The organism is Imhoffiella purpurea (genome assembly GCF_000585215.1).
GTDB classification, from domain to species: domain Bacteria; phylum Pseudomonadota; class Gammaproteobacteria; order Chromatiales; family Chromatiaceae; genus Imhoffiella; species Imhoffiella purpurea.
On sequence record NZ_AONC01000023.1, the window covers coordinates 1 to 19,844 of the forward strand.

A 19,844-nucleotide genomic window follows, 5' to 3' on the forward strand; every position below is an offset into this window, starting at 1 on the left:
GCAACGGAAACTCCGACGACGAATCCAGTCTTGTGTCGCAATCAAACAAGGAATGTGTGCGAAACTGGTCTGAGATATGGGTAAAGGGATGGCGGGGGCAGCAGGTGACGGGATTTCATCTTCGTTGCCTTGCTTACTCCTCTCGGCCCCGAGCGGCTTGAGCAGCATGATCAGGGCGGGGGCGAAGAAGAGATCCGCCAGCAGGGCCCAGGTGAAGGCGAAGCCGAACAGGAGCCCGAGCTTGAAGAAGCCGAGCAGCGCGGAGGTCAGGAAGACCCCGTTGCCGATGATCAGAATCAGGGTGGTGAAGGTCAGGGGGCGACCGACGCTGCTCAGGGTGTCTCGCAGTGCCTGGTCGTAATTCCCGCTGCGGTTGAACTCCGCCTTGAAGCGGGTGAAGAAATGGATGGTGTCGTCGACGGCCACGCCGATGATGACGGCGGCGAAGCTGATGGTGATGACGTCCAGATACCAGCCCATCAGGCCCATGAATCCCATGGTGACGAACACGGGCAGTAGGTTCGGGATCATGCTGATGAGTCCGAGCCGGACGGAGCGCAGCACCAGGATCATCACCAGGGTGATCGCGGAGAGCGCGGCGATGAAGCTGTTGCGCTGTCCCTCGAAGAGGATGTCGTTCAGGGCCAGATAGTTTCGCATGCCGCCCGCCTCGACGATCTCCACATCGCCATCGGGAAACAGCTCCGCGACCTTCGCACGCATGAAATCGGACAGCGCCCGTGCGTCGGCGGTGTCGAGCGACTTGATCTTGAGGGTCAGTCTGGCCTGGTCGTAGGTGAAGCCGACCAGACGATCCAGGGTGTTGCCGCCGGAGGTTTCGTAGAGGAAGAGGTACTGAGCCAGTGCCTCGCGCGTATCCGGCAGACGGTAGGCGTCTGGATGGTTGCCATGCAGTGCCCGATGCATCTTCTTGAGGACCCGGGTGACGGAGACGCTCTTGGTCACCAGCGGATGCGCCTCCGCGGCCAGCATCAGCCGGTCGAGCCGGGCCATGAATTCCGGGTCCTTCACCCCGGATGCCGTTCCGGTATCGAGCAGATATTCCAGCGAATAGGCCGCTCCGAGCCGCTCGTCGACCAGGTCCAGGGTCTGCCGCAGGGGCTCGCTCTTGAAGATCAGCTTGGAGGTGTTGGATTCGACCTTGATCAGCGTGAAGCCCCAGACGGTCACCGCCAGCAGGACGGAGAAGACGAGGACGATCTTGCGCGGGTGTCCGACGACGCCGCGGTGAACCAGCCGCAGCCAGCGATCGAAGACGTCTCCGGCACCGCCCCTGTCACGCCTTCTGGCGCTCGGCTTCGGGTGTTTGCCGCCGAACGAGTAGAGGATGGGGACCAGGATGAGGGTCAGCACGAAGGCATAGAAGACGCCGCAGGCGACATAGATCCCCATTTCCCGAAACGGCTTCACATGGGTGGTCAGATAGGCGAAAAAGCCGATGCCGGTGGTCAGCGACGTCAGCAGGATGGGGCCGCCCACCTCGCCGAACGCCTCCTTCAGGGCCTGGATCCGCGAGACGCCGCGGTCGATCCGATCGTGGAAGGCGGCGATGCCGTGCATCGAGTCCCCGATGCCCACGCAGATCAGCATGATCGGCAGGGCGATGCTCAGCAGGTTCATCGTCAGACCGAGCGCGCCGATGGTTCCGATGGTCCAGAACACCGCGATCACGGTCACCGTCAGTGGAACCAGCACGCCCCTGGGTCCCCGGGCCAGCCAGAGCAGCAGGACGGCCATGACCAGGACGACGGTCATGAATAGCTTGGAGGTCTGCTGTTTGGCGAGGGCGTCGTATTGGTAGCTGAAATGCGGGGCCCCGGCCACATAGGGTTGGAGCGCGGCGTAGGCCGGCTCGGCCAATACCTTGTCGACGGCCTCCGCGACGCTGTATCTCGGGTTGGAATCCTCTTCCTCGTCGGGATAGGCGCCGAGTTCGATCAGCATGGCGAGCACGCTGCCGTCCCGTGCGATGAGGTTGTCGACGAATTCCTCTTCCGCCAGGGCCTCACGCAGTCTGGCTTCGATGTCCGCCGACGTCCGGGGGATCTCGGGCATGAAGTCCTCGATCACCACCTCCTGCTCCGCACCTCCGGTCCCCAGGATGCGCTCCACGTTGCCGAGCCAGGTCACCTTGTCGGCATAGGGCACGGTCTCCATGAAGCGCTCGGGCAATGAGGACAGGGTCCTCAGGTTCTCCGGCGTGAAGGGCGTTCGCTCCTGGGTGAAGAGCAGATAGACGAACTCGTAGTTGCCGAAGACCGTGTCGAAGCGCGCCTTCGCCTCGAGGACGCTGTGTCCCTCGACGAACCAGATATCGCTGGAATTGTCGAACCGGACCTTGGACATCTGCATGCCGAACAGAACCGATATGGCCAGGACGAGGCCCAGCCAGAGCCAGCGAAAACGGATCATGTGACCCGCCACCGCCGTCCAGAAACGGCTGTAGCCGCCGATGTCTTCGTTCTCCAGTGTATTTGCCATGAGTCGTCGTCTTCCTGAGGTCAAAAGCTGTATCGCAGCCGAATGTTCAGCATGTCGTTGTCCGCGAACTGCCCGTAACGGCTGTCCTCGGGTCCCTCGAACAGGAGCAGCGAGGCCCCGAGCAGCCAGTCGTCGCCGAGGCGGTATTCGGCATAGGGTTCGAAGGTCCAGCCCTCGTTCGCGAACGAGGCCACGCCCCGGATGCCGGCCTCCAGATCGTCCTGAAGAAAGAGATCGTGGATCTCGTAGGTCATGCCGTGGTCGTAGGACTCGCCGGCCAGGTCCGCGGCATCCGGGATCGAGGTGAAGTAGTACTGCAGGTTGGTATAGAGGTTGATGCCGAAGGTCCGGTCGATCCCGACGACCCCCTCGACCACCGAGCGTCTGTCGTACCCAGGCGTTGCCTTGTCGTCGCGCAGCATCATCGGCAGATCCGGCTTGAGGGACAGCTCGCCGCGGATGGTCGAACGCTCCAGTCCCTTGGCGACATTGATGCCGAATGCGGAGAAGGTCGGATGAATGGGGGTGAGGCGCGGGATGGCCGTGCCGTTTGAATCCAGTACCAGATCGCGGGCGAGCACGGCTGAATCGAGGCGTCCATGGAAGCCGATGAGCGCCAGGTCCCAGCCGGAGGTGGTCACGGCGAGACGGACCCCGAACTCGGCATCGTTCCAGAGGTCGTCGGGCTTCTGCTGATCCGCGAAGATCAGCTGCCCCTGGGCGTCCGCCTTGCGCAGCTCCTTGAGCGCATAACCCTCCCAGGCCGAGCCCGGGGCGTTCAGCTCGTCGACCTGGGCCAACGGGATCACCACCGCCTCCAGCGTGGCCTCCTGCAGGGGGCCGACGGCGGGAAGTCGGAAAATTGCCTGTCCGAGCACCACGGGCACCCGGCTGTCCGCCCGGCCGGAGGCGATGGGATCGCGGTAGTCGAGCGGATTGATGAGGTCGAGCGGATTGATGCCGTCGCCCATGCCCCAGCGCAGCATCTTGCGCCCGATCACCAGATCCAGATCGTCGCTATCCAGGGTGACGAAGACCTCCTCGGCGTGCAGGCGCAGGGTGTCGTGGTCGTCGGACAGATCGGCCGCCGCCGGGTCGATGTCGAGGGCGCCGGAGGCGAAGAAGCGGACCTCGCCGAGGTTCCCGGCCGTGCCCTCCGGCAGCAGGGTGCCGTCGGCCTCGAGCCAGAGCCGCTGGCGGGTCGAGATGGCCGCCTGGTTCGCTCCGGTGCGGATCTGATCGCGGCTCTCGAGATAGCCGTGCAGGGTGAGATCCGGCGACCGTCCCGGCTCGATCTGCGCGGCCTGACCGGGTTCGGCCGGTTGGGGGGCCGACTCGAGCGCGGCAAAGGGATCCGTCTCCGATCCCGAGCCGAAGGGGTCTCCGCCGAGGCCGCCGGCGGGCGCCGGTTCCCGTGCATGGGCCGAGGTCGCCAGCGGAATCAGCAGGGCGAAACAGGCTGCGAGCCGAGCTTTCGTCACGTCCCGACCGTTCAGCGCTTCAGATTGCTCTGCAGGAACAGGGTGCCGTCCAGGCCCTGGTCGTAGACGATCTCCGAGCGTTGAAACAGGGTGCGGGTCTTGCGGCTCGGGGTCTCGAAGAGGCTCTTGGTGATGGTCCAGATGCCGCCGATCTGCTCGAATCCGCCGTGGGTGGCGGTCTTGAGGAGCTTGCCCCGCTTGTCGTAATACTCGACGCGCACAGGCAGATAGACATCCTTGTGGATGTACTGCACCCGCTTGGAATAGTTGGTGTCCTTCTTGAGTTCCGGGCGCGGGACGGACTCGATGACGAAACACTCGGCACCGTTCAGCGTCTCGCTGCCGAGGAGGCGATGGGTATCGTCGTCGACGCCGCGATCCTCGATGTCCTCGTTGGCGAGGTCCGAGCGCATGAAGGACCCTTTCTTTCCGCCGCCGCTGATGCGCCGGACCAGGCTCTCGGCTGGGAGGAAGACCCACATGTCGTCCTCGCGCGCCGGGTCGTCGTAGGACCAGGTCAGGTAGGCGGTTCCGTAGACGTCGGCCGGTTCGACGAAGCGCACCAGGGTGCGCTCGTCCTTGAGATCGTCTCCGTACTGCTTGGTCCAGTTCTCCATGCGCCGGACCAGCTTCTGGTTCCCCCGTTCGATGACCATGGTGGAGAGCATCTTCGTGTCACGGCTGTCGTCCACCGCATCGACCTTGAGCATGATGTCGCGACCGTTCGGCTCGGCATGGGCGAGCCCGCAGAGCAGAAGCAACAGTGACGTCGATAGAATAGAAAGCCTGTTCATGGCGGAAAGCTCCGGTTATTGATGGGGGTATCTCTATTTGACTATTGGGAAAGCGCCGAGGTATTGCGTCAAAAATGGTGCCGCACCCCGATCCCGAATGTTCGAGGCTCCCCGAAGGTCGCCAATGCAAGGCTGGAGTTGGAAATGAAGGTGGTGATGTATCCTTCGTCGGTCAGGTTTTTTCCATAGGCGTATAGATCCCAGCCGTCGAACTGATAGCCGATTCGTGCATCCAGCGTCGTATAGCCGTCCTGCTCGACGAACTCCTTGTTGGCGTCGTCGTAGAAATAGACATTCCCTTGGCTTTTCAGATCGAGACGCGAGTAGGCGCCCTTGGGATGGAACCAGGCCACGCCCAAGCTGGCGGTATAGGACGGGGTGTTCTGAATCTTTTCGCCGTCGTAGACGATTCCGCCGCCCGCGTCATAGTCGTCGTATTCGGCGTCGATGACCCCGAAGGCGCCGGTCAATTCGAGATTGCTGGTCGGAAGCCAGGACACCTCCAGCTCGGCCCCCTGGGAATGGGCCTTCTTGGCGTTGTCGCCCAGATACATGGTCCCAACGGCCTTGTAGACATGGATATCCGTGATGTCCATGTAGAACAGGGAGGCCGCGATCCGGAAGCGATCCAGGTCCCCCTTGATTCCGACCTCGTAGTTGGTCGAGCGCTGCGGCTCGAAGCTGTTGTCCTCGGCGGTGCCCGCCGTGGCGAAGTAGTTGAAGCCTCCGGGCATATAGCCTTGCGAGTAGGAGACATAGGTCGTCCAGGCGTCGTCGAGGCGGTAGGAGAGGGCCAATTTGGGCAGAAAGGCGTCCCAGGATTTATCGCCCTCGAAGTGGTAATAGGGGGAACCGCTCATGCCCACCGGCAGGTAGAAGGTATCCAGGTCGATTTCCTTCTCGATATACTGCCAGCGGGCACCCGCGGTGAGCTCGATCCGATCGCCGATGGGGGCGATGATCTGGCCGAAGAGCGCATAGGTGTCGTTGTTCGAGACCGACACGGCGTTCATCTCATAATTGCCGATGAAGGCGTAGGTCTGCGGGTCGTAATTGGGGAACTGCTGGCCGTAAGGCCCCTGGTTTCTCTCCTCGGTATCGAAGTAGAGTCCCCCGACCCAGCGGATGCCGCTCTCGCTGTCGTTGGACAGGCGCAGCTCCTGGGTGTAGGTGTCGAGCTCCGTGTCGTTGAACTGCGTTAGACCCGCATAGAGCGGGTCGTTGCCGAAGTCCGCATCGTATTGGCCCTCGGTTTTCAGCAATCGATGGGACGTCACGGAGGTCAATGTCACGGGGCCGAAGTCGTGCGTGATCTTGAGGCTCTGGGCGTTGCTCTCGTATTCCTCGTAGGTGGGGACGTCGAAGGCGACCTTTTCCGCGTCATCTCGATCGAAGTCATCGATAGTGGCGCCGCTCGGCAGGCCGTAACCGTTGTTCCAGTGATTTTCGTGGTAGTCGTTCGAGAGCGTGAGCTTGATGCTCGTCCGCGCCGTCGGCTTGTAGAGCAGATAACCGCTGACTCGGCGGTCTTCCTCGGGATTGGCGTCCTTGTCCATCCCGGCGAGGGTGTTCTCGATCCATCCGTCGTCCTGCCAGTATTGCCCGTTCACCCCGGCGAAGAGGGTATCCTCGACGAGCGCGCCCGAGGCGTTGAACCAGCCGCGCATGAAATCGAAGCTGCCGTATTCCGCCCCCGCCTTGACCGACCAGGCGTTTTCCGGATCCTGGGTGACGATCTTGATGACGCCGCCGATGGCGTCCTTGCCATAGAGGGTCCCCTGGGGACCGCGAAGCACCTCGATGCGGTCCACGTTGGCGAAGGAGGCGTCGAAGCCGTACCGGTCCGAATAGGGAATGCCGTCGATATAGATGACGACCGGGTTGTTGCTGGTGAACATCGAGTTATTCAGACCCCTGAAGTTCACGGCGGCGCCGTGCTGGGGCTGGACGGACATATTGGGGACCTCGCCGATGAGGTCGACGACGTCCCGGATTCCCTTCTCCTCCAGGACGACCTCGTCGATGACGGTGATGCTCTGCGGGACGTCCTGAATGTCCTCCTCCATCATGTTCGCGGTGACCGTGATGCTCTCCATCTCGATCCGCTGGCTCTCGGGCTCCTGGCCCCAGGAGGTGCATGGAGCCGCGAACGCATAGGTGCCGCTCAGCGCGCCAATGAGAACAGTCTGGTATTTCATTGCCTGCAACCTTGAGATTAACAACCGCGTTCATCCAAAACCCGCCACGCCCCCGGCTGCTCGGTATCTCGCGGGTCGAGACCAAGCGCAGGCATCCGGGAGTTCGAGAATGCCGGTTCGGAGAGGCGGGGACGGGAAACGCCATGAATCGGCGTTTCCCTCGGGGCAATTACTTGACGTTGAAGGTCAAGCTGGCTCCGGTGTAGACGTGCTCGGCCTTGCCCTGCAGGTCCGCGAGCGGGCCATCCGGGGTGACGTCGTCCTTGTGGCTCACAGAGATCATCCATTGCCCGGCGCTCTGGACGCGGAATTGCGCCTTGCCCTCCTTGATGTAGGACATCAGGTAGAAGCCGTCGCTTTGGCCGAAGCTGCTGGAGTGCGCCGTGATGTACTCGATGCTCTTGGCCGTCGCATTCAGGGGCTCGCCGTAGAAGAGCACCTCTACCTCGACCAGATCGCCGACATGGAGATCGCTCAGGTCGGTGCGCGGAACGATTTCAAGGGCGTGACCCAGGGGCTCGGGGGCGGTCCATTCGCCCGCCGTCAGGTAGGACTTGGCGAAGGCCTGGTATTTCACCGACATCAGGACCTTCTCGATGTCGTCGAGCTGATCCTTGGACTTGAGCTTCATCCGCTGCCTGCCGTCCTTGTCGATGTACTGGGTGTAGAAGGTGGGCTTGGACACGGCGCTCAATTGATAGACGCCCTTGGCGCTGCCCTCTTTGAGGGCGATCTTCTGGGTGCCCAGGTCTCCGGCGAAGAGATCGAAATTGTCGGTCTCGAGCTCCGGGGTGCTCAGCTTGAATTCCGGAACCAGGAGGGCGGTCTTCTCGAGGGCCGGGTCGAACAGCTCGAAGCGTTCGATGGCGATGCGCCCGTTGGGGGAGGTGAGGAGGTCGTCCATGGGCAGGGCATGGCCCCATCCCAGGGACACCATGGTGTGTCCGGGCTCGTGGGCATGGGACTCGAAGGAATTGATCCAGACGGAATGGGCCTGGACCTGCGCGGTCGCCGATAGGGTGGCGGCGGCCAGCAGGGCGGAGATTCGGTTCATGTGGTGACCTCGTTGTTGCGTGATGGATGGGCGTGCGTCAGCGCGGCTCGCTAGCAGCGCTGTTTGGAATGGTTTGGGAGTCGGTCGGGGGCAGGGTGTCGCGGTCCGGCTCCGTCTCGATCAGATGCCAGGCCTTGGCGCGCTGCTGGGCGTTCCACATGGCGCGGTAGCGTCTGCCGGCGGCGAGCAGGTCGGCGTGCCGGCCCTGCTCGACCAGACGCCCGTCCTCGAGCACCAGGATGGCGTCGGCGCCGGCGATGGTGGACAGCCGGTGGGCGATGACGATGACCGTCTTGTCGCGCACCAGTGCGTCGATCGCCTCCTGCACGGAGCGCTCGCTCTCGGTGTCGAGTGCGGCGGTCGGCTCGTCGAGAACCACGATGGGGGCCTGCTTGAGCAGGGCGCGGGCGATGGAGATGCGCTGACGCTCGCCGCCGGAGAGGCGTCCGCCGATGTCGCCGAGAGGCGTGTCCCAGCCCTGGGGCAGACGCTCGATGAAGTCCAGGCAGCGGGCGGCGCGGGCCGCGGCCTCGACCTCGGCGTCGCTGGCGTCGGGCCGGGCCATGCGGATGTTGGCCAGCACCGTGTCGTCGAACAGATAGACGTCCTGGAAGACGACCGAGATCAGGCCGTTCAGCGTCTCGGGCGGGATGGCGCGCACGTCGACCCCGCCGATGGCGACTGTGCCCCGCTGCGGGTCGGCATGGCGCATCAGCAATCGGGTCAGGGTCGATTTGCCCGAGCCCGAGGGGCCGACCAGCGCCGTCATCCGCCGTGCCGGCAGTTCGGCGTCCAGGTCGCGGATCACGGGACGATCGCCCTGTGCATAGCCGAAGGTCACGCCCGAGAAGGCGATGTCGAACTCCGTCGGCACCGCCGTCGGCGTGCGCTGCGGCAGGGGTTCGATGGCGAGCAGGGCCTCGATGCGCTCGAGCGCCGTCTCGATCAGTTCGAGGATGGCGGTGTAGTTGACGAAATTGGCCAGCGGTTCGGCGAAGCGCGAGACCATCACCAGCAGTGCCGCCAGGACCGCGACATCGAGCGTGCCGGCGATCGCCCAGGTGACGCCGACGGCGACGACCAGCAGCAGTCCGAGCTCCACCAGGCTCGCGATCAGCACCTTGGGCCGGTTGCCGGCGCGCTGGGCCCGGCTCTGCACCAGACGCAGCTCCTCGAATCCCTCCTGCAGGCTGGCCGCCCGCTCCCCGGCGCAGCGCGCGGCGCGCAGCACCGGCAGTCCCTGGGTGTATTCGAGGATGTCCCCGTTGATGCGCTGGTGCGTCTCGGCGAGACGGCGCATGTTGCGGGCGAAGATCGGTCGGCGCCAGCGGTAGAGCGGGAGGATGGTCGGGAAGATCAGCAGCAGGATCAGACCCATGCGCCAGTCGACGAAGAGTGTGGCCAGTGCCGCGACCAAGGGGGTGACGATGGCGCCCAGGATCAGATTCACCACCGTGAGCAGATAGTTGAGGTTCTCGTCGACGTTGCCGAGCAGGGTCGAGCTGACCTCTCCGGTGCGTTTGTCCTGCAGCCGCTCCAGGGGCATGCGGCGCAGCTGCTCGCCGAGCCGGGTGCGCAGCTCATGGGTCGCGGCGGCCATGTGGCCGTCGAAATCGAAGCCCTGGGCGCGCCAGCGCGCGACCGTCGCCAGTCCCATCAGGGCGGTCATGACGGCGAGCCAGGTCCAGACGGCCGGCCAGTCCGGATCCGGCAGGACGGACGAGAAGAGCGGCAGCAGACAGGCCAATGCCAGGCCCTGGAGCGCGGCGGCGATGGTCAGTCCGAGCAGGGCCGCCCGTAGCTCGGCGGCGCGCGTGCCGGAGCTGCGCAGGAGCTGGCGGTAGGTCTTGAGCCAGGGCGTGATGGGGCGCGGACCCGAGCTCGAGGCCGGCATGGTCGGGCTGGAGTCGGTCGTCATGATGGCATCTCCGCGAGACGGGCGGGGGAGGGGGCGTGCGCGCTCGGCGGCGTGTCCGGGTGCAGCATCCAGGCCTGTGCCTGCTCGTAGCCGTGCCAGAGCCGGGCGTAGAGGCCGCCGTGCGCGATCAGATCGTCGTGACGGCCCAGCTCGGCCAGGCGTCCGCGATCCAGGACCAGGATCTGGTCGGCGTCGCGGATGGTCGAGAGACGGTGGGCCACCAGGATCACGGTCTTGCCCCGCATCAGCTGCGACAGGGCCGCGACCAGGGCCAGCTCGTTCTCCGGATCGGCGAAGGCCGTGGCCTCGTCCAGGACCAGGATCGGGCGGTCCTGGAGGATGGCGCGGGCGATGGTGATGCGCTGGCGCTGGCCGCCGGAGAGGAAGATGCCGCGCTCGCCGGCGCGGGTCTCGTAGCCCTGCGGCAGTGCCTCGATGAAGGCGTGGGCCTGAGCCGCGCGGGCGGCCGCCTCGACCGCCTCCTGGCTGGCGTCCGGCACACCGAGACGGATGTTCTCGGCGATCGAGCCGGCGAAGAGGAAGGTGTCCTGGAACACGAAGGAGACCTGGCCCATGAGATCCTCGGCGCGCATCTCGCGCACGTCGACGCCGCCGACCAGCACGCGCCCGGCCGTGACGTCCCAGAAGCGCGGGATGAGCCGCGCGACCGTGGTCTTGCCGGCCCCCGACGGACCCACGAGCGCCGTCACCGTGCCCGGCGCGGCAGTGAAACTCAGGTCGGCGACGGCCTCTTCCCCGTCCGCGTCGTAGCGGAATCCGACCCCCTCGAACACGAGGCTCGCGTCCTGTGGGCGCCGCGCCCCCTCGGGTGCGACCTGCGGCAGTTCGGGTGTGTTCATGACCTCGTCGATGCGGTCGATGCTGAGCTTGGCCTTGTCGATCAGGTGATAGAGGCTCATCAGGGGCATCATGGCCTCGGCCATGCCGGTGCCGATCAGCAGCACGGCGAGCCAGGTCGAGAAGTCCAGCGATTCGCGCCAGCCGAGCCAGGCCCCGAACCAGAGGAGGATGGCGAGCGTCGGCATGGGGTTGAGCACCGCCATGCCGAGCCGGGCCGAGAGACCGGCCTCGCGGTACCAATGGGTTAGGAATCCGAGATAGGCATCGAGGGCGTGCTGGAAGCGGCCGAAGGTGTCGGTGCCCGAATCGAAGGTGCGCACCACCGGCATCGCCTGGACGAACTCGACGACGGCGGCGCTGACGCGCTCGCGCGCAGCATGGTAGCGGCGGACCAGTTCGGCGCGGTCGCGCATCGCCAGACTCATGGCGACGAAGCCGAGCGCCAGGACCGCGACGGCCGCGAGGGCGAGACGCCAGTCGAGCCAGAGCAGGGCGATCAGGGTGATCGCCGGGCCCGCATAGGCCCGTGCATAGAGCGGCGTGCTGTCGGCGACGAAGACGTGCAGCTCCTTGACGTCGTCCTGGATGACCTTGGCGAGCGCCCCGGCGCCGATGCGCTGGATCTCGCCAAGCGAGACCCGTGCCAGGTGCTCCGAAAGCCGGGTGCGCAGGATCTGCTCCAGCCGGAAGGCGGCGTAGTGCGACTGGTCGAAGGAATTGATGCGCAGCAGATAGGCGAGCACCGTACAGACGAGGACGCCGAACATCGGCGTCCAGGGCCAGTCTCCTGGGGCCTCGATCAACCGATGGATCACCCAGGCGAGCATGGCGAGCGCCACCAGGCTCAGAAAGGTTCCCAGTCCCGCCAGCGCCATGGCGAAGCGGATCTGGCCCCGAACGGGCTGCATGACGGCCCAGGGGCTCTTGTCGTCGGGCTCGGATTTCTCTCGATCGGTATGCATCGGGGCTCCCAAAAAAATAGCGATTGAGAATTATTCCCGTATACGCACCGAAAGGATGAGCCGGAACGGGAATCCTTCTATCTGGATCGGGAATTTTCCGACTCGGTCGTTTGCCGCGGCCGACAGGACTGGGGCATGCTCTCGGTCGGTCACGGATATGAGAATGATTCTTCTTATTTTTGTTTTCTCGGTGAGGCTCGCGCAGCTGGTGCGCCGCCGCCTCATCCTCGAACCCTTGTCGGAATCGGTGCGTGGCGCGGTGCAGGAATCGCGCGGGCCATGCCCTCGTTCAGGAGTGATGCATGTCCAATTCTCGTGTCCATCTCGCGCAAACCGTCCTGTTCGGATGGGGCCTGGTCCTGGCCGGGGGGCTGCCGAAACCGGCGACGGCACAGGAGACCGGCCTCGAAGACGGGGTCTCGCTGCCGACCCTGATCGTGACGGCCGAGAAGCGCGAGCAGTCGCTTCAGGACGTCCCCCTGAGCGTGTCGGCGATCGACGACCTGGAGCAGGAGGACGCCGGCGTCGAGAACGTCGACGACATGGCCTCGCGCGTGCCGAGCCTCTACATCTCCAATGCCGCGACCGCCTCCAGCTTCATGTCGCTGCGCGGCATCGTCAGTCAGCAGACTCCGGGGGCGCCGGCGGGGATCGGCGTCTATGTGGACGGCGTGATCCGCATGGATCCGCTGAGCGCGCTCATGACCAACGTCGATCTGCTCGACGTCGAGCGCGTCGAGGTGCTGCGCGGTCCGCAGGGGACGCTCTGGGGGCGCAATACCGAGGCGGGCGCCATCAACATCGTCACCCGCCGGCCCGACAACGAGGCGCGCGCCAAGGCGCGGGTAACGGTGGGCGACGAGGGGTATCGCGTCGGCGAGATCAGCGCCAACATGCCTCTGATCGACCAGGAGATGTTTCTGAGTCTCGCGGGCGTTCGGACCCTGCGCGACGGCTTTTCCACCAACACCGTGTCGGGCAAGGACGTGGACGACATCGATGAAGGCATGTTTCGCGGCAAGCTGCGCTGGCTGCCGATCTCAGGGTTGGACGTTCAGCTCACGGTGGACAAGGCCGAGGCGCGCGACGGGAGCTACGACTATTCCTACGTGAGCGGCAGCGATCTCTCGAACGCGACTCCACGCAAGATCACCTCCGACCGGGACGACCAGCGCGAACATCACGACTCCTACGGTTTCTCCCTCGATCTGAGTTACGACATGGATGTCGCTCGGATCACCTCGATCACCGCCTACCGCAAGAACAAGACCGAGAATTTCGGCGATACCGATTTCAGCGCCTACGATCTCACCGGCGCATTCTCCGAGTTCGAGCAGGAGCAATGGACCCAGGAGCTGCGTCTGGCGTCCAAGGAGGGCGACGGACGCCTCGACTGGCTGGTCGGCGTCTTCCTGTTCGATACCAGGCACGACGATCGGCTGGACAGCACGACCGGCACCGATGCACCTCTGCTCGGCATGCCGGAGGGCTATCCGCTCTCTGTCGGCAGCAACTCGCTGCAGGAGGAGGGGCAGGCGGTCTTCGGTTCGCTCACCTATGCACTGACCGATCGCTGGAGCCTGACCGGCGGATTGCGCTACGAGCACGAGGAGAAGGACTTCTCCAGCAGCGGGCTCCTGTACGGCGCACCCGTGCGCTTCGACGAGGATGCCAACTATTCCGAGTTCCTGCCGAAGCTCTCCCTGTCCTACACCTGGTCGCCCGACATCATGGCCTATGCCAGCCTGTCGCAGGGCGCGCGCAGCGGCGGCTTCAACAGCCCGCTGGTGAGCGCCACGGGCAACACCTACGACAACGAACTCAGCACCAGCTACGAATTGGGTCTCAAGTCCACCTGGTGGGACCGCCGTCTGCGTCTGAACGCCGCCGTCTTCCGCATGGACATCGACGACCAGCAGATCGGCCAGACGGTCCCGGGCACGGCATTCGTCATCACCACCAACGCCGGCGAATCGCGCAACTACGGCGTCGAACTGGAGATGCAGGCCGCCGTGACCGAGGAGCTGGTGATCATCGCCAACGGCGCCTATCTGGACACCGAATTCAAGGACTATGTCGATCCCTCCGCCGGGGCCGACTACAGCGGCAACAGCGCGCCCCTGGCGCCCGAGTACACCTATCTCCTGGCGGCCCAGTACAACAAGCCGATCGGCGGTCTGCTCCTGGGCGCGCGCATGGAGCTGCAGGGCACCGGGCGCGTCTATTTCGACAGCGCCAACAGTCTTTCCCAGGACCCCTACGCCCTGCTCAATCTGCGGCTGGGACTGAGCAGCGACGACTGGTCGGTCGTGCTCTGGGGCAAGAACCTGACCGACGAGGACTACGTCCGCTACGCCTCCGCCTACGGCGCGGACGCACTGGCCGTCTACGGGGCGCCCCGCACCTTCGGCGTCACCGCCAGCTACGCCTTCTAGCTCGGGCTCCGGGCGCAGCCAGCACGAAGGCGGCGCCTCGACATCGAACACGAATCGCGGTCGGCGACCGCCATCTCGGTCGCCGAGACCTTGCTTGGGGGCTATTCGTCTGGATGAGAACACGATATGACTGAAGCGAAGGCGGGATTGGCCGCTCTATTGGTCCGTTATCGCTGGTGGGCGCTGGTGTTCCTGATGCTGCTGACGCTCTTCTTCGCCAGCCAGTGGAGCCACCTCTACACCGAGCACGAGGACCGGGCGCTGATGCCCGGAGATCGCGCCCAGCAGACCCTGGACGACTTCTGGAAGACCTTCGGCAACGACGATTTCATCTACATCCTGGTCGATACCGAGGGCGTGCTGGATCCTGCGGTGCTCGAGCGTCTCGAGACCCTGGCGGTCCGGCTGCGCTCGGACGTCCCCTATCTGCGCCGACTCACCTGGCTGGGCAATGCCGAGCAGGTGATCGGGGTTCCCGACGGCATCGAGGTCCGTCCCCTCATGGAGCGGATTCCCGAGCAGGGTCCCCGGATGGAGGCCCTGCGCGAACGCATCGCCGGGGATCCCCAGCTGCTCGACAACCTGATCTCGCGCGACGGGCGTACCGCCGCCCTGCTGCTGGAGCTGGATGACTATCCCGAGGACACGCCCGATCACGCCGCCGATCCGCGCGGGGCGGTCGCCGAGGCCGTGCCGCGCATCCTGGCGGATTTCCCGGATCTGACGACCTATGCCGTGGGCGGGCCCATCATCAACGCCACCTACAGCAAGATCGCCGCACAGGAGAGCGCCTCGCTCGGCCTCTTCACACTGGGGCTCATGGTCGTGCTGCTGGCACTCACCACGCGCAGCCTCTCCGGGGTGCTGATCCCATTCACCGTGATCCTGGTCAGCCTGGTCTGGACCTTCGGCATCATCGGGATGCTGGGCGGCGGTCTGTCCGAGCTGGCGATCATGCTGCCGATCCTGCTGATCTGCGTCGGCATCGGCGACAGCATGCATTTCGTCGCCGAGCAGCAGCGCCGCTTCCGGCTCCAGGGCGCCGGCGGGCGCGAGGCGCTGCATGCGAGCATCCTGGAGACCTTGCGGCGGGTTCGGATGCCGATCCTGCTGACCAGCCTCACCACGGCCGTCGGTTTCCTGGCCTTTCTGACCATCGCCATCGTCCCGATCCGCGAGATCGGTCTGCAGGCGGCCCTCGGGGTGGTGGTCGCCCTGATCCTGTCGGTGACGCTCACCCCCATCCTGGCGTCCTTCTCGCGGTCCCGGCGCACGGGACGCGCGGTGTCGCGGACGGACGGGGGCCGCGATCGCATCGACGGCTTCCATCGCCTGCTGGCGGCGGCCGGCGACCTCGCCGTCGCGCATCCGCGCCGCGTCCTGGCCGCCTTCCTGGCCGTGAGCGCCCTGAGTCTGGCGGGCTACGCCCAGGTCGAGACCGAGACCAACTCGGTCAAGGACTTCGCCTCCGATCACCCCTTGCGCCAGGCCTACGACTACGTCGACCGCCAGATGGGCGGATCCATGGCGCTGGAGGTGGTGCTGGACTCGGGCCGCTCCGACGGCATCAAGGATCCGGCGTTCCTGCGCCAGATGGAGGCCTTGCAGACCTATATCGACGACCATCCCCTGACCCGGTGCACCGATTCCATCCTCGATGCCGTCAAGCGCACCCGCCAGGCGCTGAACGGCGGCGATCCGGCCTTCTACCGCCTCCCGGAGACGCGCCGCCAGGTCGCCGAGCTCCTGTTTCTCTACGAGACCGGGGGCGGGGCGCTGCTCGACCGCTTCGTCGGCTTCGACTACGACCGCGCCCGGCTGCGCGTGCGCACCCAAGGGCTGTCGACCGCGGACGTGCACCGTTTCATCGCCGATGTCGACCGCTTCGTCCAGACGGAGCTCTCGTCCGATATCCGGGTGACCTACACGGGCACCATGGCCATGATCGCGTCGCTGGCCGGGCATATCGTGCGCGGCCAGCAATCCAGCTTCCTCGCCGCCTTCAGCGGTATCGCATTGCTCCTGATCCTGGTGCTGCAGTCGCTGCGTCTGGGGCTGATCGCCATGGTCCCCAATCTCTTTCCGGTCCTGCTGGCGCTGGGCGTCATGGGACTGGTCGGGATCCATATGCACATGATGCTGATGATCCTGGCGCCGATCGTCATCGCCGTCTCGGTTGACGACACCATCCACTTCTTCTACCGCTTCCGCCACGAGTTCCTGCGCACCCCGGACTATGCGCAGGCCATCCACCGGACCCTGGTCAGCGTTGGCCGTCCGCTGCTGTTCACCACCCTGGTGCTGAGCATCGGCTTCAGCGTCCTGAGCGCGTCCTCCATCGACACCCTGAACGACTTCGGTCTGCTCTCCGGCTGCGCCTTCGTCGGCGCACTGATCGCGGATCTGCTGCTCGGCCCGGCACTGCTGGTGCTGCTGAAGCCGCTGGGGGAGGAGGGCGGCCGCCGGGAGGCGAGAACGGCGCTTGGCGACGAGGCCCGCGTCTAGATGCTGAGATCGCCGAGATCGGCCGTGCGTTCGTGCCGTTTGCGGGCCCTCTGCTGCGGACTGATTGCCGTCGTCTCGGTGGCGTCCGCCGAGACCGGGAGCTGGAGGTCCGACGGTCATGTCGAGAGCCGCTATCAGGGGCTGACCCGCCAGGGCATGGAGACGCTCTCGCTGCGCCAGCGTCTGTGGGTCAACCTGAATCGGCAGCAGGCATCCTGGGAGCTGTTCGCCAAGGCTGGCGTGGATCTCGACCCCGAGCGTCACGACTTCGACGCGACGGTCGAGCCGCGCCTGCACGAGCTGTACCTGAACCTGCGCCCGGTGTCCGACCTGCGCCTGAGCGTTGGGCGCAAGCGCATCCTCTGGGGCGTGGCCGACGGGCGCAACACCATGGATCTGATCAATCCCTCGGACAACCGCGACCCGCTCGCCACCGGACGCAGCAGTACCCGTCTGGCCAGCGATCTGGTGGCCCTGGAATGGCTCGGTGTCCAGCAGTCGCTGGAGCTGGTCTGGCTGCCCTGGGCGGCGGTCGACCAGCAGGCCGTCTTCGGCAGTCCCTGGGAGCCCGACGCCGTTCATGCCTTGCGCGAGGCGGACCGGCTCGGCGCGCTGCGCCTGGAAGAGGCCGACGACCCGGACGACTCCGAGCTGGCCCTGCGCTACAGCCACTACGGCCAGGGGCTCGACTGGTATCTGGTCTATTTCGACGGCTATCGCGACGATCCGCTGGTCGAGCGGTTGGGCGAGGGGATGTTGCGCACCGGCTATCGGCGCTATCACGCCTATGGCGCCCAGGTGGCCCTGGGGGTGGGGGATTCGACCCTGCGTCTCGAGCTGGCGCACAAGCCCGATTATCCGATCACGGGCGGCGACGGACGCATGACTCGCACCGCCCTGACGCAGCTGGTCGTCGGCTGGGACTACCAGCTCGATGCCACCGCCTACCTGAATCTGCAGCTCTACGTCGACCGTTTCCACGACGTAGAGGCGGACGACGAGTACGGCGAGGGACAGTACGCGGGCCTGACCCTGGGCCTCAGCGACCGCTATCTCGACGACCAGCTGACCTTGGGCGTGCGCGGCATGGCCGACGTTGTCAGCGGCGAGAGCATGACCGAGATCTACGCCGAGTACAGCCCGGTCGACGACTGGAGCTTCCAGCTCGGGCATTACTTCATCGACGGGCCGGCCGACAGTGGGCTGGGCCAATTCGCCGACAACTGGCTGCTGTACGCGCAGCTGACCCACTTTTTCCGCTAGCGGCAGACGCGCGCCCCGGATTCCGGGTCGGTCTGTCCATGCATTACAGGGGAGGAACGGATGAACGAGCGACTGAATCACGTCTTGCGGACCGGATGCGCGGTCCTCGGACTCTTGAGCGCCTCGGCGCAGGCGGCACCCGAGTACGAGACGCCGCCGGCGGACGGGCGCGAGGTCTCGCGCCGCGTCGAGGCCGTGGATACCAGCCGCGATCGTCGGCAGGTCATCACCATCCTGGTCGAGCGCGACGGCAAGACGCTGAAACGGGTGCTGGAGAGCGACTCGAAACGTTACGACGGGGTCCGCAAGGACCTGATGCGCTTCCAGGCGCCGACCGACGTGCGCGGCGTCAAGTATCTGACCTTCAACTACGAGGATCCGGCCCGGCACGACGACATGTGGGTCTTCATGCCGGCCAACAATCTACTGCGCCGGATCAGCGGCAACGGGATGCGCGGCGTCTTCATGCGCAGCGACCTCTACAACGAGGACTTGCGCAAGCGCGAGATCGACGACGACACCCATCGTCTGCTGCGCACCGAGCCCTGTCACGAGACCCGCTGCTACGTCGTCGAACGGCGTCTGAAGGACGACAGCGAGAGCAACTACGGCCGGCGTCTGGTCTGGGTGCGGGGCGACATCTGGCTCCCGGTCCGGATCGAGTATTACGACAAGCAGGACCGTCTGCTCAAGGTCGACGCATACAGCGGCTTCGAAGAGATCCAGGGGATCTGGACGCGCACCCGAATGGACGTGACCTCCATGCGCCGCGATTCGCACACGACCCTGCTGTTCTCCGACATCCGCTTCGACCAGGGGCTGTCCGACGACCTCTTCCTGCAGGCCCGTCTGCGCCGCTAATGCCGCAGGCGTCGTCCGAGATGCGAGGGCCGATAGCCGAAGTGCGACTGGAAGCAGGACGAGAACCAGCCGAGGCTGGAATAGCCGACCGCCTGGGCGGCCTCCTGCACGCCATGGCCCTCCCGCTCGATGAGCCTGCGCGCATGCTCCAGGCGTTGCGCGCGGGCATAGACGCCGATCGTGGAGCCGAAGCGCTGGCGGAATCCGGTCTTGAGATAGCACTCGTTGAGCCCGACGCGGCGCGCCAGCTCCGCGATCGTCGGCGTGGCGGTCAAATCGGTATCGAGGATGTCCCTGGCCTCCTCGAGCGCGACCCGCAGGCGGCGGTCGCGTCGTTCCGCCGCCGTGAGCCCCGGCTCGCTGCCGTCGTCGGCGCGCAGCAGGCGGACGAGCAGATCGAGCGCGAGGGACTCGAATTCGAGCCGTTCGCAGAGATCGGTGGTGTCGAGGTGCAGCATGCGTCGAGCGATGAGGCGTGCGGATCGGCCGGTTCCGGGCAGCGCCTCGAAGGTGGGGCCGGATCGTCTCAGAGCCCTGCGCACGCTGGCGTTGATCGACTTGGGGGATTCCTCGCGCCAGCTCTCCAGCAGGCTGTCCGAGACTTCGACCGTGATCGACTGGAGCCTCTCGCCCGGCGGCTGACAGTAGCGCATCGAGGGGAAGTGCCCGGAGTGGATCCAGATGCGGTCGGTGGAGATGCGCTCGCGCAGGCGCAGGTCCCGGATTTCGAGGTCGAAGTGGCCCGCGAGCAGAAGGCCCGCCCCGAAGACGGTTTCCGTGTCCTGATAGCTTCCGGCATGTGCCTGCTCCAGCCGATAGTCGCCGCGACCGGTCAGGAGCCCGTTGGCGAAGCAGAGATGCTCGATTTGTCCCCCATCGTTCGCCAGTCTCAGCCGTTCGTGTCGATGCACCCCGGTGTGGGGACGTGGTGGGTCCTCCTCCTGGGACACCAGAGCGTCCAGGGAGGTGGATCGATACTGATCCAGGATCGAGTGCGCCGCTTCCGTCAT

Annotated in this window: 12 protein-coding genes; 4 read left to right on the top strand and 8 right to left on the bottom strand. The window is 65.5% G+C overall.

Annotated features, from left to right (window positions below; translation table 11 throughout):
• The 7 genes from D779_RS07680 to D779_RS07710 all read right to left on the bottom strand — a co-directional run.
• Window positions 1-2,502: efflux RND transporter permease subunit (locus D779_RS07680; protein WP_043752052.1), on the bottom strand; the 2,502-nt coding region annotated here is incomplete at its 3' end.
• A gap of 20 nt (window positions 2,503-2,522) precedes the next feature.
• Entirely contained in the window at window positions 2,523-3,983 is a 1,461-nt protein-coding gene (locus tag D779_RS07685) for a DUF1302 family protein (protein WP_043752055.1), read from the bottom strand.
• 11 nt (window positions 3,984-3,994) lie between these two features.
• Entirely contained in the window at window positions 3,995-4,777 is a 783-nt protein-coding gene (locus D779_RS07690) for an outer membrane lipoprotein-sorting protein (RefSeq protein ID WP_043752058.1), read from the bottom strand.
• 68 nt (window positions 4,778-4,845) lie between these two features.
• The gene (locus tag D779_RS07695) at window positions 4,846-6,975 is read right to left on the bottom strand and encodes a TonB-dependent receptor (RefSeq protein WP_043752060.1); all 2,130 of its coding nucleotides are present in this window, start codon (window positions 6,973-6,975) and stop codon (window positions 4,846-4,848) included.
• Window positions 6,976-7,144: 169 nt separating this feature from the next.
• Window positions 7,145-8,029, bottom strand: a complete 885-nt coding sequence (locus D779_RS07700; RefSeq protein ID WP_043752063.1) for a DUF4198 domain-containing protein — start codon at window positions 8,027-8,029, stop codon at window positions 7,145-7,147.
• A gap of 37 nt (window positions 8,030-8,066) precedes the next feature.
• Window positions 8,067-9,947, bottom strand: a complete 1,881-nt coding sequence (locus D779_RS07705) for an ABC transporter ATP-binding protein (protein ID WP_043752066.1) — start codon at window positions 9,945-9,947, stop codon at window positions 8,067-8,069.
• On the bottom strand, window positions 9,944-11,770 hold the full coding sequence (locus D779_RS07710) for an ABC transporter ATP-binding protein (RefSeq protein ID WP_043752069.1): 1,827 nt from the start codon (window positions 11,768-11,770) through the stop codon (window positions 9,944-9,946). Before D779_RS07710 ends, D779_RS07705 begins: the two co-directional genes overlap by 4 nt.
• Before the next feature lie 302 nt (window positions 11,771-12,072).
• Here D779_RS07710 and D779_RS07715 point away from each other — a divergent pair, with 302 nt between their 5' ends.
• From D779_RS07715 to D779_RS07730, 4 genes are all read left to right on the top strand, one after another.
• Window positions 12,073-14,205, top strand: coding sequence for a TonB-dependent receptor (locus D779_RS07715; RefSeq protein ID WP_043752072.1), 2,133 nt, complete (start codon window positions 12,073-12,075; stop codon window positions 14,203-14,205).
• A gap of 126 nt (window positions 14,206-14,331) precedes the next feature.
• Window positions 14,332-16,710 carry an efflux RND transporter permease subunit gene (locus tag D779_RS07720; RefSeq protein WP_081763395.1) on the top strand — a complete coding sequence of 793 codons (2,379 nt, stop codon included), beginning with the start codon at window positions 14,332-14,334 and terminating at the stop codon, window positions 16,708-16,710.
• The gene (locus tag D779_RS07725) at window positions 16,711-17,973 is read left to right on the top strand and encodes a hypothetical protein (RefSeq protein ID WP_157726349.1); all 1,263 of its coding nucleotides are present in this window, start codon (window positions 16,711-16,713) and stop codon (window positions 17,971-17,973) included. It abuts the gene before it with no gap.
• 60 nt (window positions 17,974-18,033) lie between these two features.
• Window positions 18,034-18,834, top strand: coding sequence for an outer membrane lipoprotein-sorting protein (locus D779_RS07730; protein WP_052347942.1), 801 nt, complete (start codon window positions 18,034-18,036; stop codon window positions 18,832-18,834).
• Here D779_RS07730 and D779_RS21025 read toward each other — a convergent pair.
• The gene (locus tag D779_RS21025) at window positions 18,831-19,844 is read right to left on the bottom strand and encodes a helix-turn-helix transcriptional regulator (RefSeq protein ID WP_052347943.1); all 1,014 of its coding nucleotides are present in this window, start codon (window positions 19,842-19,844) and stop codon (window positions 18,831-18,833) included. The genes D779_RS07730 and D779_RS21025 overlap by 4 nt on opposite strands.